Genomic DNA, 15,900 nt, shown 5'->3' on the forward strand with positions numbered 1-15,900 from the left:
ACTTTCTATCAGCATATTTACCATAGTTTTTTCATTTCATCCTTTTCTCGCTTTCTTCAAGCTTTTAGTATCTTTGTGGATATGGTAGTTTGCAACAAGTACTTCCAGCCATTTTATTGTTAGATTTCTTATATCAATGAACATCAAAAAAGACATAGTCATGAGGCTTCGCTTCGTGTTTTTGCTAATCCTTCTCTTTGCAGGAGGTATTATTTGGCGTATTGTTCAATTGCAAAATATCGAAGGGGAAAAATGGCGTAAAGCATCTAGTCTCAGATACGTTAGTGAAAGAACGATTGAAGCTGTTCGTGGGAATATTTATGCTGATGATGGTAGTTTATTAGCTACTTCTTTACCGAAATATCGTTTAGGCTTTGATCCGCTTGTTTCTTTGTCAGATAAAAACAGAAGGATTTTTGATGATGGAATTGAAGAACTTTGTAAAAAACTCTCCAACTTTTATGGTGATAAAGACTGGAAAGATTATTATTCAATGATTAATCTGGCTCGTCATGAAAAAGACCGCTACATTCTTTTAAACAATTCTTTGATTGATTTTCAAGATGTAAAAATGATGAAGAAATGGCCAATTTTTAAAGAAGGAAAATATAAAGGCGGAGTAGTTTTTGAAAAAGTAAATGTTCGTTATAACCCTTTTGGTAAAATGGGTTTCCGAACCATTGGGTATAAAAAAGACAAAGAGAAAGTAGGCATTGAAAATAGTTTTGATAGTCAATTAGCGGGAGTTCCCGGTAAAGGTATTTTTGAAAAGATAGGACAAGGAAGTTTCCGTCCGATTGATGGCGGAGAAGAAGCGATACCTATTCCGGGTTTAGATATTCATACCACTATTAATGTCAATATTCAAGACGTTGCAGAAAGTTCTTTACTGAGAGCCTTGAAAAGGTCGGGTGCAGATAAAGGTTGCGTTGTTGTGATGGAAGTAGCCACAGGAGAAATCAAAGCGATGACTAACCTTACTAGAATGCGTGATACTTCTAATTATGCAGAGACTTATAATCATGCTGTATTAGGTTTGACCGACCCCGGTTCTGTATTCAAATTAGCTTCGATGGTTGCTTTAATGGAAGAATGGAATCTATCTAATGAAGAATTAGTAGAAACAGGAGATGGCAAAATGAAGATTGGAGACAAAATTCTGGAAGATTCTAAAACAACAGGTTATGGAACAATAACAGCCCAATCTGTTTTTGAACACTCTTCAAATGTTGGTACTGCTAAATTGATGTTAAAGTATTTTGGAAAAGGAAATGAAAAGAAGTATTATAAAAAATTGCATGATTTTCATTTAGATCAACGACTGAATTTTCAATTACGGCCTGACGCCATTCCTAGAATTAGTCCGCCGAAAAAAGGAGACATTACAGGTTTGCCTTGGAATTCTATCGGATATGGGATGTTATTAACGCCACTTCAAATGTTAACCTTTTATAATGCCATTGCAAATGATGGCAAATGGATTCAGCCTATTATCGTAAAAGAAACCAGAGTAGCCGATAAAGTAGAAGATGATTTCAAGTTGAAACAAGAAGTAGATGAAAATCCGATTTGTTCAGAAGAAACACTTAAAAAAGTAAGAAAAATGCTTGAAGGTGTGGTAGAAAGAGGAACAGCATCGAACATCAAAAATGATTTATATAAAATTGCAGGAAAAACAGGTACTTCTCAAAAACTAATCAATGGTAAGTATCGCAAAGGAATGTATTACACTTCATTCATTGGTTATTTTCCTGCTGATGCACCCAAATACAGTTGCGTAGTAGCGATTGATAATCCGAGAGGAGTAAAAAAAGAAGCACTTTTTGCGAGTGATGCCTCTGCACCAGTATTCAAAGAAATTGCGGATAAGATTTACGCTTGTGATATTCAAATGCACAAATTATTAGCAAAAGATGCAAACGGAGGAGTAAAGCTTACGAGTCAGAAACAGATAGCACATACTTCGGACATTAAAGCAATCAATGAAGAATTTGGTATTGAAAGAAAACCAAGCAACGAAGGTTGGTCAGTGATGCAAGCTGAAAACGGTAAAGTACATTATGAAGAACACAGTAATCCTAAAAATAAAGTACCTGATTTAAGAGGAATGTCTCTGAGAGATGCACTTTATGTGTTAGAAAACAAAGGTTTTAAAGTAAGTTACTCAGGTTTTGGAAAAGTGAAAAGTCAATCCATTCCTCCAGGAGTATTTGCTGCGAAGAATAGAACCATTGGTTTAGTATTGAATTAGAAGTAAAGATTAAAAATAAAATTTCTTTTAAAAATTTATCATGCAAATCCTGTCCAATCTTTTAAAAAATATTAAAACAATTACCATCATTGGTGATTCATCGGTTGAAGTATCCTCTATAATCATTGATTCTCGTGTAGTAACAGAAGGCTCAATGTTTGTGGCATTGAAAGGAACACAAGTAGATGGACATACTTTTATCGAAAAAGCAATTGGATTGGGAGCAAAATCAATTCTTTGTGAAGATTTACCAGCAGTACAAGCAGAAAACATTACTTATATCCAAGTAAAAGATGCGTCAGAAACGTTGGGTTATGTTGCTGCTGCATTTTATGGTAATCCTTCAGCGAAATTAAAATTAGTTGGCATTACAGGAACTAATGGAAAGACGACAACCGTGATGTTATTATTTCGTTTGTTTCGTCAATTAGGTTATCGCTGTGGATTAATTTCAACTGTTCAGAATCAGATTGATGAAGAAGTAATTGCTTCAACACATACCACGCCCGATGCCGTAAGTTTAAACAAACTTTTGGCAGAGATGGTACAAGCTGGCTGTACTCATGCTTTTATGGAAGTAAGTTCTCATTCAGTGGTGCAACATCGTATTACAGGAGTAACTTTTGCAGGAGCAATTTTCTCAAACATTACACACGACCATCTTGATTTCCATGGAACGTTCGATAATTATATCAAAGCAAAAAAAGGTTTTTTTGATGCTTTACCCAAAACAGCTTTTGCCTTAATCAATGTAGATGACCGTCGTGGTTCGGTAATGGTGCAAAATACCAAAGCAAGTATCAAAACGTATTCTTTAGAAACACTTGCAACCGTAAAAGGCAGAATCGTTTCAGATAGTATTTATGGATTACAAATGGAAATAGATGGACGAGAAATACATTTCCAGCTTATTGGTACTTTCAATGCTTATAATTTAATGGCTATTTATGGTGCAGCTACGCTATTAGGCGAAGACCCAGACGAAGTATTAGTTGAAATGTCTGGCTTAAAAACAGCACCGGGAAGATTTGAACAAATCGTTTCTATTAAAGATAAAAAAGTAGGCATCGTAGATTATGCCCATACGCCAGATGCTCTTGAAAATGTGTTGAAAACTATCAAGCAAATTAAAGGAGACGATCAACAAGTAATTACGGTAGTAGGTTGCGGAGGAAACAGAGATGCTACCAAGCGACCAATCATGGCAAAAATTGCTTGTAGTTTATCAAACAAAGTAATCTTGACATCCGATAATCCAAGAAAGGAAGACCCGCTCGAAATCTTAGCACAAATGCAAAAAGGTGTTCCACCGATTGATTTCAAGAAAACTAAAACGATTGAAGATAGAAAAGAAGCCATTTTTTATGCAGTAAATACGTTAGCACAAGCAGGAGATATTATTTTAGTAGCAGGAAAAGGACATGAAACTTATCAAGACATTCAAGGAGTGAAACATGATTTTGATGATAGATTAGTGTTGAAAGAAGCTTTCGGGAACTAGCGATAGTTTTCAACAAAAGAGATGTAGGATTCGGAAGTAAATATTGCTTTAAAACTCAATAACATTAGTAAATTTGCTACTTGTTTTATTTTTAAGGAGCTATTTGAGTAAATCCACTTAATTTTTCGCCATCATTCTAACCAAATTATTATGCTTTATTATCTATTTGATTATTTAGATAAACACTTCAATTTTCCTGGGGCAGGATTATTTCAATACATCACTTTCCGTGCTTTTGCAGCGGTAATTACTTCTTTAGGAATTGCTGCAATTTGGGGAAAAACAGTTATTAATTTACTCAGAAAATTACAAATTGGCGAAGCCATCAGAGATTTAGGATTAGAAGGACAAATGCAAAAAAAGGGTACTCCAACAATGGGAGGTTTCATCATTTTGCTTTCATTAATTGTGCCTACACTTTTGTTTGCCAAACTTGATAATATTTACATCATCTTATTATTAGTGACAGCAGTTTGGTTAGGTGCTGTAGGTTTTATTGATGATTATATTAAAGTATTTAAAAAGAATAAAGAAGGACTTTCTGGCAAATTCAAAATCGTTGGTCAGATTGGTTTAGGTTTAATCGTTGGGCTTACAATGTGGTTCAACGATGACATCAAAGTACGTTTTTACGAAAAAGCTAAAATTGCATCTAACATAGGCGAAGTACATAAATTTACAGATTCAAAAGCCTTGATTTCAACTGTACCTTTCTTGAAAAACAACCAATTTGATTATAGCTACTTGATTCCTGATTTCTTAGGATTAGATGAATATACTTGGGTAGTTTATGTAATTGCAGTGATTTTCATCATTACTGCGGTTTCAAACGGAGCTAATATTACCGATGGTATTGATGGATTAGCCGCAGGAACTTCAATGATTATCGGAATTGGTTTAGCCATTTTAGCTTATGTTTCTGGTAACAAAGTATTCTCTCAGTATTTGAATGTAATGTTTATTCCTAATTCAGGAGAATTAGCGGTGTTTTGTGCCGCTTTTGTGGGTGCTTGTATTGGCTTTTTATGGTATAATTCATTCCCTGCACAAGTATTTATGGGTGATACAGGAAGTTTGATGCTGGGCGGAGTAATTGCTACTTTGGCTATCGTAATCAGAAAAGAATTATTGATTCCTGTTTTGTGTGGTATTTTCTTGATAGAATTAGTTTCCGTAATTATTCAAGTAAGTTATTTCAAATATACCAAGAAAAAATTTGGCGAAGGGCGAAGGATTTTTCTGATGTCGCCATTGCATCACCATTTTCAGAAAAAAGGCTACCATGAAGCTAAATTGGTAACTCGTTTCTGGATTATTTGTATTCTTTTAGTAGTAGTTTCTTTGGTAACATTGAAATTAAGATAAACAGAAAATACTTTTATGGAAACTCCTTTGAACCATCAAAGGAGTTTTTTTATCCCCAAATGTTACCATTCATAAAAACTTCATAAAATTTGCATTGCTCCCAAAAACTAATTTGTAAATTTGACGTTATCAATTCATGAAATCTATAATTGATTTAGCTTTAGAAAAATACATTAACCAACTGATACTTGTTAGTTTTTGCAGAAGATAAGCGATATTTTTCTAATTTTGAAAGCTATTTTTTTACTTGATACATTAATCCATCGAATAAAAATGTTAAAATTCCTGCTTATATTATTTCTTATTCTATTTATTTTTCCACGTTTATTGAAATGGGCTTTAAGAGGTTTTGTAGTGTCTCAGTTAAATAAAACACAACAAGATTTTCAACAAAAACAACAAACTTACAGCAATACGAGCCGTAAACGAGAAGGAGAAATAGACGTAGATTTTATTCCTCCTAAAAATGGTAAAAGTTCTGAGAATTTTAATGGAGGAGAGTATATAGATTATGAGGAGGTCAAGTAAAAGACCTCTTTTTATTTTGTACTTATTTAATGATAGTGCATTTGTGAAAGATTCTGTAATCTAGTCTGATTTTTATACGTTTATCTAATAATTATCGAATAAATTTTGATTTAAGGTTTAAAATTGTATTTTTGTTGAATAAAAAATTGCATTTTTCTTGAAAATAGCTTTAAAACATATCTTTTTTTGCATTCAATGCACATTTTTGATTTTTCTACTTATCAAAACAAACTCAATATTTGCACAGAAAAATTGTACTAATCCAAGTTTTTTTATTGTTGGAAATAGTGTTCATAAACCTGTTGTTTTAATACTTTCTACCAAAAAAATCAGCAAAGTAATCGCTCTGTCATGTCAAAACGCAGATAATGTATCAAGACGATACAAAACGCTAAAAGACTTTCAAAAACATACTCGCTTTTTCCCATTAAGTAATTTATTTTTTGGTTTTGATGACTCCGAATTAGAAGAGGAGGAGGAAGAAGACAGTGTTCAGAAAAAAAGTAAAACCGCAAAACGTAACCGTTCTGCATACTTAGTTGGCTTTCTGAATACTCCTGAGTCTTCACAATTTGACGAAGAAAAAATACTGCAAAAAACTACTTTTAATCATTTTCTTAATCCATTTTATCTTGATGTAATAATTCAATTACATTCACCACCTCCAGAATTATTTTACTTATCGGCTTAATACAATCCAAAACATTCTCAATAAAGCACTAATTTCTTCATACAAGAAATATCGCTAATTTCTATTCTGTTATTTCGATAGAGTAAAAATAGTTTTGAGTATTGTTCAAACGGACTTGTTGTTGTAATGAATCTCATCAAAAATGGGTTTCCATGTATTGTTTTGGCTTTTCCATTCGATATGTTGAAAACCATAATCTATCTATTGCTTCTACTTTGCTTATTTGTCCTAAAGTTGAAGCCAAACCAATCAATTTCACTTAATCATTCATATAATGAAAAGAGTATTTGTATTTCTCAGCACAATTATTATTTGTTTACAGTTAGCGGCTTGTTCAACAAACAAAGACAGTAAAGAAAAACAAGAAGAATTTCCGACGACTAGCCCAATCGTCATTGATACTGAGTACAATAATGACTATGTATCAGATATTAACGCTATCAAGAATGTTGAAATTCGTGCGAGAGTAAAAGGCTACATCGAGAAAATCCATGTGGATGAAGGAAAATTTGTAAAGCAAGGACAAATATTATTTAGCATCAGTAGTCAAGAATATAAAGAAGAAATCTTGAAGGCAAAAGCGATGCTAAAAAGTACTATTGCTGAAGCAAAAGCTGCTGAGTTGAATCTACAAAACGTAAAACTGTTGGTTGACAAAAATGTAGTTTCTAAAACAGAATACGAAATGGCAAAAGCAAAATTAGATGCTTTGAATGCCAAAATTGAAGAAGCTCAATCGCATGAAACCAGTGCGAAATTGAAATTATCATTTACTGAAATCAAAGCACCATTTGATGGTATTGTTGATAGAATTCCGAACAAAATAGGAAGTTTAATCGACGAAGGGACTTTGTTAACAACCATTTCAGATAATAAAGAGGTATTTGCCTATTTCAACGTATCGGAAAAAGAGTATTTAGATTTTGCAAAAACCATTCGTGAATCAGCCAAAAGTGAAGTGTCTTTGATTTTGGCAAACAACGAAACGCATGATTATAAAGGAAATATTGAAACAATCGAAGGAGAATTTGATAAAAATACAGGAAGTATCGCTTTCAGAGCAAGGTTTTCAAATCCAGAGAGAATCTTAAAACATGGCTCAAGCGGTAAAGTAAGAATTAAAAATCATGTAAAAAATGCTTTGGTAATTCCACAGAAATCAACTTTTGAAATTCAAGATAAAGTCTATGTTTTTGTAGTGGATAAAAACAATAAAATTCAAACCAGAAATATTGTTCCGAAGCTACGAATCCCACACTTATTTATCATACAATCAGGTGTTTCCACAAGTGATAGAATTATTTATGAAGGTATTCAAAATCTAAAAGACGGCATGACGATTATTCCAGAGATGATAGCGATGGATAAAATCATCACAGAGTTGAGAAGTAAGTAATTTGTCTTTCAAAGATTTTTAAAAAATAAGAAATATGTTTTCAAAATTCATCAATAGACCCGTGTTGTCGATTGTGATTTCGTTGATTATCGTCTTTTTAGGCGTATTGGCGGTGACACAATTGCCCGTGACACAATTCCCTGATATTGTTCCTCCAGCCGTTACTGTAACTACAAAATATACAGGAGCAAATGCCGAAGTATGTGCCAAAGCCGTAGTAACACCCTTAGAACGTGCCATCAACGGAGTATCAGGCATGACTTATATGACCTCGGTTTCAGGAAATGACGGAACGAGTATCATCCAAATTTATTTTCAAGTAGGAACAGACCCAGACATTGCGGCAGTAAACGTTCAAAACAGAGTTTCGACAGTATTAGATGAATTACCCGAAGAGGTAATCAAAGCAGGGGTTTCAACCGAAAAAGAGGTAAACAGTATGTTGATGTACTTAAACATCATGACGAACGATACCACAGCGGATGAAAAATTTCTTTACAACTTTACCGACATCAATATTTTGGCAGAATTAAAAAGAATTGATGGGGTAGGTTTTGCGGATATTATGGGGCAGAGAGAGTACTCTATGCGTGTATGGTTAAAACCAGATAGAATGATTTCCTATAATGTTTCTGCGGAGGATGTAATAAAAGCCCTAAAAAGCCAAAACGTAGAAGCTGCTCCCGGAAAAATAGGTGAAAGTTCGGGTAGAAAAGCTCAGTCTTTACAATATGTATTGAGATACACAGGAAAATTCACACAGATTTCGCAGTATGAAAATATCATCATTAAGGCAAACGCTACGGGCGAAATACTTCGTTTGAAAGATATTGCTGATATTGAATTTGGTTCTTTAGATTACGATGTACTTTCTAAAGAAAACGGACGACCATCAGCAGCAATCATTATGAAACAAAGACCGGGTTCAAACGCAAGTACGGTTATCAGTAATGTGAAAAAAAGAATGGCTGAACTAAAAGCTACTTCGTTCCCGCCCGGAATGGATTATACCATTAGTTACGACGTATCAAGATTCTTGGATGCTTCTATTCATGAAGTAATCAAAACCTTGATTGAAGCTTTTATTTTAGTGGCTTTGGTGGTGTTTCTTTTTTTACAAGATTTCCGCTCAACGCTTATTCCAGCCATAGCGGTTCCAGTTTCATTGATTGGTACTTTCTTTTTTATGCAGCTTTTTGGTTTCTCCATCAATATCCTTACGCTTTTTGCTTTGGTGTTGGCTATTGGTATTGTGGTGGATGATGCGATTGTAGTAGTGGAAGCCGTTCACGCAAAAATGGAATCCGAACACTTAGGACCTAAAGAAGCAACCATTGCCTCTATTAACGAAATTAGTGGTGCTATTTTGGCAATTACTTTGGTAATGACTTCCGTATTTATTCCAGTTGCCTTTTTGTCGGGGCCAGTGGGGGTTTTTTATAGACAGTTTTCAATTACGATGGCAATCGCCATTGTGATTTCCGCCGTCAATGCCCTTACACTTACGCCAGCTTTATGTGCGATTATTTTAAAAGATAATCATGGAAAAGCCAAAAATAAGAATTTATTAGACCGCTTTTTCGACCAATTCAACCAAAAGTATGATGCCCTTTCTGAAAGATACAGAAAAGTACTTCGAGTAATTGTGAATAGGAAAGTAGTAACCTTCGCAATGTTGATTTTCTTTATTGTGGCTACTTATGGCGTGAACATCTTCTTGCCATCAGGTTTTATTCCAACAGAAGACCAAGGAACAGTGTATGCCAACGTAACTACGCCAACGGGTTCGACGATTGAAAGAACCGAAGCCGTAATGGACGAAATCCAGAAAGCCGCCAATGCAACCGATGCCGTTGAGTCGATTTCTACTTTGGCAGGTTTTAGTCTTCTTACGGATGGTTCGGGTGCTTCGTTCGGTATGGGTATGATTAACCTAAAGCCATGGGAACACCGTAAAGAATCGGTAGATGAAGTAGTAGATATTCTGACAGAAAAAACTAAGAAAATCAAGGATGCAAGTATTCAGTTTTTTCCACCGCCAGCAGTTCCCGGTTATGGAAATGCCAGTGGTTTTGAATTAAGAGTACAAGACAAATCAGGAAGTGGAGATTTACAAAAATTACAAAAAGTAACCAAAGAATTTGTCAATGAACTCAATAAACGCCCTGAAATAGCGAATGCCTTTACCAGTTTTGATGCGAATTTTCCACAATATTTAATCAATGTGGATAACGAAAAAGCAGCACAAAAAGGCGTAACCATTGATAATGCCATGGATAACCTCCAGTCTTTAATAGGTAGTTATTACGCCACCAACTTTATTCGTTTTGGACAAATGTACAAAGTAATGGTTCAGGCTTTACCTAAGTACAGAGCCCAGCCAGATGATATTCTAAGAATGTACGTGAAAAATGATAAAGGTGAAATGGTACCTTACTCGGCATTTATCAAAGTAGAACGTGTTTACGGCCCAGAACAATTGACACGCTACAATATGTACACCTCAGCAATGGTAAATGGCGAGCCAGCCGAAGGTTTTAGTAGTGGAAAAGCCATTGAAGCCATTAAAGAAGTAGCGGCTACAAAATTGCCTAAAGGCTATACTTACGACTGGTCGGGGATGACAAGAGATGAAATTTTATCGGGAAATCAAGCGATTTATATTTTTATCATCTGTCTTACTTTCGTTTACCTTTTATTATCGGCACAGTACGAAAGCTTCATTTTGCCAATACCTGTAATTCTGTCTTTACCGACAGGTATTTTCGGAGCATTCTTCTTACTCTGGGCATTGGGTTTACAAAACAACATTTATGCACAAGTTGCCTTAGTCATGTTGATTGGGCTTTTGGGAAAAAATGCGATTTTGATTGTAGAGTTTGCCATCATGAAAGAAAAAGAAGGCGTTACGCCATTTGAAGCCGCCATAGAAGGTGCCGTTTCAAGACTTCGTCCGATTTTGATGACTTCCTTTGCCTTCATTGCAGGACTTATTCCTTTGATGATAGCCACAGGAGCAGGGGCAATCGGAAACAGAACCATCGGTACAGCCGCCGCAGGAGGGATGCTCTTCGGAACGGTCTTTGGCGTTGTACTGATTCCCGGCTTATACTTCGTTTTTGCTTCTTTAGCACAGAAAAAAGAGAAAAAGGCTTCGGTGTCGCCTGTACATTGATAGACTTTTGTCGAAGAATTTTTCTTAAAAAATATTTATAATAATATGATGCTTAAAACAAAATATCAAATACTTGCTTTAGGAATGTTGATTTTTGGACTGTTTACTCATTGTAAACCGCTCCAAAGTTTTCAGCAACCTTCCTTAAAAGCTTTGCCAGAGAGTTTTCAGAGTAAAAAAGATTCAACCAACGATGCCGTTGTGAACTGGAAGAGCTATTTTACAGATGAAACATTAATCGGATTGATTGACACGGCACTGACCAACAATATTGATTTGTTAATGACTTTGCAAAAAATTGAAATGGCACAACAGCAACTCAATTTTGCAAAAGTGTTAGGAAAGCCATTTGTAAGTGCTGGTGTTTCAGTCGGACAAAAAAGATTTGGGAAATATACGATGGATGGAGTGGGTAACTACGATACCAATTTTTCAAATAATATTACCGACGACCAAAAAATACCAGAACATCTTCCTGATTTTAATATCGGTTTGCAAAGTTCTTGGGAAGTAGATATTTGGGGAAAATTACGCAATAAAAAAATGGCAGCCATTGCTCGTTATTTAGCAAGTGTTGAAGGTAAAAACTGGATTATTACTAATTTGATTTCTGAGATTTCAGCAAGTTATTATAGTTTGATTGCTTTGGATAATGAATTGGATATTATCAAAGAAACCAGAAATCTTCAATTGAATCAGTTGCAAATTATTAAAGCTCAAAAAGAAGCTGGTTATGCCAATGAATTAGCGGTAAAGCAATTTGAATCTAGAATCCTCAATACAAGAAGTTTGGAAGTAGAAATTTTGCAGTCGATTGTTGAAATTGAAAATAAAATTAACTTTTTGTTGGCAAGGTATCCGCAGCCTATTTATCGTGATAAATTGCAATTTACCAAACCTTTGCCAACGCAAATCCGAATGGGAATTCCGACACAATTATTGAGAAATCGCCCAGATGTGAAAAAAGCAGAGTATGAAGTAATGGCAGCCAAAGCAGATGTTGAAGCGGCACGTTTGGCTTTTTATCCTTCATTGAACATCAATGCGAATCTTGGATTCCAAACCTTTAATCCTGCTTATGTTGTTTCGCCACAGTCAATCGCCTATAACCTTTTAGGCGGTTTGTCTGCTCCAGTAATCAACAGAAAAGGATTAAATGCAGATTTCGGCATGGCGAATGCCATTCAAACAGAAGCTTTGTATAATTACCAAAAAAGTATCATAGGGGCTTATACAGAGGTTTATAACGAAATGTCGAACATTAAAAACCTTAATTTAATTCAAGATTTAAAGAGTCAAGAAGTAAGTATTTTAACGGAATCTATCGTTACTTCTACCGATTTATTCAAAACTGGTAGAGCCACTTACTTAGAGGTTTTAATCACACAAACCAATGCTTTACAAGCTAGAATTGAATTGATAAATGTGAAGAAACAACAATACGATGCTGTTGTGAATATTTACAAAGCATTAGGCGGAGGCTGGAGATAAATTATTAGGGGATTCTTCTTTGATGAATATTTTTCTTAAAAGAAGAATCCCATTTACAACATCGAAAAATATTAATGTAAGGTGTTTTGAGAAAATGGCGAAAGAAAGGTTTCCAAATAATTTCCTTAAATTCGTATCATCAATAAATTAAAATTACCTTTCATGAAAAAAAATGCACTTCTAATCAGCATCTTGTGTTTATCAGCTACTTTTTTCCAGACAAATGCTCAGAAAATCGCTGAAAAATATGCTAAAACCATTACGGTAAAAGACCTAAGAAAACACCTTACTTTTATCGCTTCTGATAGTCTAAAAGGACGAGACACTGGTTCGCCAGAACAAAAAGTAGCCGCAGAATATATCGCCAAACAATTTGATAGTTATGGTTTAAAAGGTCCAGTTAATGGAAAGTCTTATCTTCAACCAGTAGATTTAATAAAACGTGGTTGGGGAGATTTTTACTTGAAAACAAAGACGAAAGAATTCAAATACTTGTTTGATTTTATTGCCAATACGATTTCACCAATGCCACAAGAAGAAAACTTTGAAGTAGTTTTTGTAGGATATGGCATTGAAGATAAAGCTTTAAACGATTACGAAAGTACAAATGTAAATGGTAAAATCGTTGTCGCTTTTGAAGGTGAGCCACGTTTAGCAGATGGAAGTTACTTGATTTCAGGCAATACAGAAATGTCTAAATGGAGTAAAGGAGAAGCTTGGAAAGAGAAAATGGCTACAGCTAAAAGTAAAGGAGCAAAGGCTCTATTGTTGATTTCAAAACAAAGTGTTGAAGAGTTTGATAAAGTAATCAAGCAACGTCAAACGATGCTAAAACGCTTTGGTAATGCAAGACTTGGCTTTGCTGACCAAAAAGACCCACAAGGTTCTGACTTTGCTGTTTTAACAGTTGGACCAACAATGGCTGCTGATTTATTTAATACAACGGTTGCTCAATTGGAAGTTCTAAAAGAAAAAGCCATTACAAAAAGTGTTGCTAATCAATTAGAAAAGCAATCTGTTGGAATAAAAATTGAAAGAACGGCTCAACCAGTTGAGACTTACAATGTATTGGGTTACTTAGAAGGAACTGATAAAAAAGACGAATTAGTGATTGTTTCTGCACATTATGACCACGTAGGAGTAACCGACGGGAAAATCTATAATGGTGCTGATGATGATGGTTCTGGAACGGTTTCTGTATTAGAAGTAGCTCAGGCATTTGGTCAAGCCGCAAAAGCGGGAAATAAACCTCGTAGAAGTATGCTTTTTTTAACAGTAACTGGCGAGGAAAAAGGTTTATTGGGTTCTGAATTTTATGTGACTCATCCAGTTTTTCCATTAGCAAGTACTGTCAGCGACATTCATATTGATATGGTTGGTAGGTCTGACAAGGAACACGAAGGCAAAGGAGATTATATTTATGTAATTGGTTCTGATAAACTTTCTTCAGAATTACATGCTTCTTTGATTGAACAAAATGATAAACATAATCCTATCAATTTAGATTTCCGTTATAACGACCCGAATGATCCAAACCGTTTTTATTATCGTTCAGATCATTACAATTTTGCTAAAAATAAAATCCCAGTAGCGTTTTTCTTCAATGGTGTGCATGACGATTATCACCAACCTACTGATGATATTGAGAAAATAGAATTCGAGCAAATGGAAAAAAGAGCTAAATTGATTTTCTATTTAACTTGGGATGTTGCTAATCGTGATAAGAGACTTGTTGTAGATTCAGATAAAAAATAGGTTTCTCTTCCATCCATTTTACGTTAATTTAATAAATCTAGGCTTCAATTTGTGAATAAATATTCCAGATTGAAGCCTAGATTTATTCGTTTATTTATGAAAAAATATTTCTTTTTTCTGCTAATTCTATTCAGTGCTGTTTCTGATGAATTGACTGTTACTTATTTTGCTAATACAATTTCTATCGAAAACTTACAAAAGCATTTAAGCTTTTTGGCAAGTGATAGTTTAAGAGGTCGCTTAACAGGTTCAAAAGAACAGAAAATTGCAGCGGAGTATCTGGCAAAGTATTTTCAAGAAAATGGATTGAAAGCGATTGTCACACAGAATACTTCTGATTCTTCATTTTTTCAGTCGTTTTACATCAAAAAGTATTTTGGCGGACAACACAGTATTATGTTGAATCCAACCAATAAAATGCGTCGAGCCAAGAATGTAATTGCTACCGAAAATGTAATTGGCTTTTTGGAAGGAACCGATAAAAAAGATGAAGTATTGGTTATTTCAGCACATTACGACCATATCGGCACAAAAAATGGAACAGTATTCAATGGTGCAGACGACGATGGTTCGGGAACAGTAGCCATGATGGAAATGGCAAGAGTTTTTTCAGAAGCTAAAAAACAAGGTAAAAGCCCAAGAAGAAGTATTTTATTTATCGCTTTTGCAGGGGAAGAATATGGACTTTTAGGTTCAGAATATTATACCGAAAAGCCAGTAATTCCCTTGAAAAACACGATTTGTGATTTGAATATCGACATGGTTGGAAGAATTGATGACTTCCACACCAATCAAAAAGACTATATTTATTTGATTGGTTCAGATAAAATTTCTCAAGAACTTCATGAACTAAGCGAACGTAATAATGAACTTTTCACAAAGCTAACATTGGACTATAGCTATAATTCAGAATCACACCCACAACAATTGTACTATCGCTCAGACCATTATAATTTCGCCAAAAATAAGATCCCAATCATCTTTTACTTCGATGGCGAACATCCAGATTATCATCAACCAACGGATGATGTCGATAAAATTGATTTTGAATTACTTAAAAAAAGAACCCAATTGGTGTTTTATACCGCTTGGGAAATTGCCAATCGTGAAGGAGCATTAAAGTAATTCTTAACTAAGAATCGCTTTTTCGATTACTTCTGGAAAATGTTTATGTTCTAATACTTGTCCTTTTTTTGCAACATCTTCGGGCGTATCAGTTGGTAAAACTGGATAAGAAGCTTGGAAAATGATAGCTCCTTCGTCGTAATGTTCATTCACCAAGTGAATTGTAATACCCGATTCTGTTTCTTTATTTTCTACCACAGCTTCATGCACAAAATGCCCGTACATACCTTTTCCCCCAAATTTTGGTAAAAGTGCTGGATGAATATTGATAATTTTGTTTGGGAAAGCTTCTACTACATTTTTAGGAACAAGCCATAAAAAGCCCGCTAGAATTACCCAGTCGATTTGGTTTTCTTTCAGAATATCAACTACTTCTCCTGATTTGAATTGTTGGCGATTGAACATCACCAAAGGAATATTTAGTCGTTCAGCTCTTTGAATTACTCCTGCTTCAGGGTTATTACAAAGAAAAAGTTTTACGTTGATTTCTTTTGAAGCTGAAAAGTATTCAACGATGCGTTCGGCATTTGAGCCTGAACCAGAAGCGAAAATGGCAATATTTTTAGACAAAATAGATTGGTTTTAACAAATTACAAACAAATTTAAGCATAGATTTACAACC

General features: G+C 34.7%; 11 protein-coding genes. 10 read left to right on the plus strand and 1 reads right to left on the minus strand.

Features of this window, described 5'->3' with window-relative positions; translation table 11 throughout:
* Positions 1 to 160 precede the first annotated feature (160 nt).
* The 10 genes from HNP25_RS00745 (at position 161) to HNP25_RS00790 (ending at position 15,278) form a co-directional block, all read left to right on the plus strand.
* A complete protein-coding gene (locus tag HNP25_RS00745) occupies positions 161 to 2,251 on the plus strand; it encodes a penicillin-binding protein (protein WP_184128663.1) in 2,091 nt (696 codons plus the stop codon).
* A gap of 40 nt (positions 2,252 to 2,291) precedes the next feature.
* Positions 2,292 to 3,752 carry a UDP-N-acetylmuramoyl-L-alanyl-D-glutamate--2,6-diaminopimelate ligase gene (locus HNP25_RS00750; protein WP_184128666.1) on the plus strand — a complete coding sequence of 487 codons (1,461 nt, stop codon included), beginning with the start codon at positions 2,292 to 2,294 and terminating at the stop codon, positions 3,750 to 3,752.
* A gap of 150 nt (positions 3,753 to 3,902) precedes the next feature.
* Entirely contained in the window at positions 3,903 to 5,117 is a 1,215-nt protein-coding gene (gene mraY / locus HNP25_RS00755) for a phospho-N-acetylmuramoyl-pentapeptide-transferase (protein WP_184128669.1), read from the plus strand.
* 273 nt (positions 5,118 to 5,390) lie between these two features.
* Complete coding sequence (locus tag HNP25_RS00760; RefSeq protein WP_184128672.1) at positions 5,391 to 5,645, plus strand: DUF4834 family protein; 255 nt, start codon at positions 5,391 to 5,393, stop codon at positions 5,643 to 5,645.
* A 205-nt stretch (positions 5,646 to 5,850) separates the two neighbouring features.
* Complete coding sequence (locus HNP25_RS00765; RefSeq protein ID WP_184128675.1) at positions 5,851 to 6,336, plus strand: hypothetical protein; 486 nt, start codon at positions 5,851 to 5,853, stop codon at positions 6,334 to 6,336.
* 274 nt (positions 6,337 to 6,610) lie between these two features.
* Entirely contained in the window at positions 6,611 to 7,732 is a 1,122-nt protein-coding gene (locus HNP25_RS00770) for an efflux RND transporter periplasmic adaptor subunit (protein WP_184128677.1), read from the plus strand.
* A gap of 34 nt (positions 7,733 to 7,766) precedes the next feature.
* The gene (locus tag HNP25_RS00775; protein ID WP_184128680.1) at positions 7,767 to 10,907 is read left to right on the plus strand and encodes an efflux RND transporter permease subunit; all 3,141 of its coding nucleotides are present in this window, start codon (positions 7,767 to 7,769) and stop codon (positions 10,905 to 10,907) included.
* Between the two features lie 45 nt (positions 10,908 to 10,952).
* Positions 10,953 to 12,398, plus strand: coding sequence for a TolC family protein (locus HNP25_RS00780; RefSeq protein WP_229202745.1), 1,446 nt, complete (start codon positions 10,953 to 10,955; stop codon positions 12,396 to 12,398).
* A gap of 162 nt (positions 12,399 to 12,560) precedes the next feature.
* Positions 12,561 to 14,153 carry a M28 family peptidase gene (locus tag HNP25_RS00785; RefSeq protein ID WP_184128683.1) on the plus strand — a complete coding sequence of 531 codons (1,593 nt, stop codon included), beginning with the start codon at positions 12,561 to 12,563 and terminating at the stop codon, positions 14,151 to 14,153.
* A gap of 96 nt (positions 14,154 to 14,249) precedes the next feature.
* Positions 14,250 to 15,278 carry a M28 family peptidase gene (locus HNP25_RS00790; protein ID WP_184128686.1) on the plus strand — a complete coding sequence of 343 codons (1,029 nt, stop codon included), beginning with the start codon at positions 14,250 to 14,252 and terminating at the stop codon, positions 15,276 to 15,278.
* 3 nt (positions 15,279 to 15,281) lie between these two features.
* Here the strand turns inward: HNP25_RS00790 and purN are convergent, their stop codons facing one another.
* Positions 15,282 to 15,848, minus strand: a complete 567-nt coding sequence (gene purN / locus HNP25_RS00795) for a phosphoribosylglycinamide formyltransferase (RefSeq protein ID WP_221432354.1) — start codon at positions 15,846 to 15,848, stop codon at positions 15,282 to 15,284.
* Positions 15,849 to 15,900: the final 52 nt, after the last annotated feature.

Source organism: Arcicella rosea (assembly GCF_014204325.1).
Lineage (GTDB): Bacteria > Bacteroidota > Bacteroidia > Cytophagales > Spirosomataceae > Arcicella > Arcicella rosea_A.

Excerpts from the sequence above, each read along its gene's own strand:
- HNP25_RS00770 (WP_184128677.1), top strand. The coding sequence starts at position 6,611 with ATGAAAAGAGTATTTGTATTTCTCAGCACAATTATTATTTGTTTACAG.
- HNP25_RS00780 (WP_229202745.1), top strand. The coding sequence starts at position 10,953 with ATGATGCTTAAAACAAAATATCAAATACTTGCTTTAGGAATGTTGATT.
- HNP25_RS00775 (WP_184128680.1), top strand. The coding sequence starts at position 7,767 with ATGTTTTCAAAATTCATCAATAGACCCGTGTTGTCGATTGTGATTTCG.
- HNP25_RS00790 (WP_184128686.1), top strand. The coding sequence starts at position 14,250 with ATGAAAAAATATTTCTTTTTTCTGCTAATTCTATTCAGTGCTGTTTCT.
- HNP25_RS00785 (WP_184128683.1), top strand. The coding sequence starts at position 12,561 with ATGAAAAAAAATGCACTTCTAATCAGCATCTTGTGTTTATCAGCTACT.
- HNP25_RS00760 (WP_184128672.1), top strand. The coding sequence starts at position 5,391 with ATGTTAAAATTCCTGCTTATATTATTTCTTATTCTATTTATTTTTCCA.
- HNP25_RS00750 (WP_184128666.1), top strand. The coding sequence starts at position 2,292 with ATGCAAATCCTGTCCAATCTTTTAAAAAATATTAAAACAATTACCATC.
- HNP25_RS00745 (WP_184128663.1), top strand. The coding sequence starts at position 161 with ATGAGGCTTCGCTTCGTGTTTTTGCTAATCCTTCTCTTTGCAGGAGGT.
- mraY (WP_184128669.1), top strand. The coding sequence starts at position 3,903 with ATGCTTTATTATCTATTTGATTATTTAGATAAACACTTCAATTTTCCT.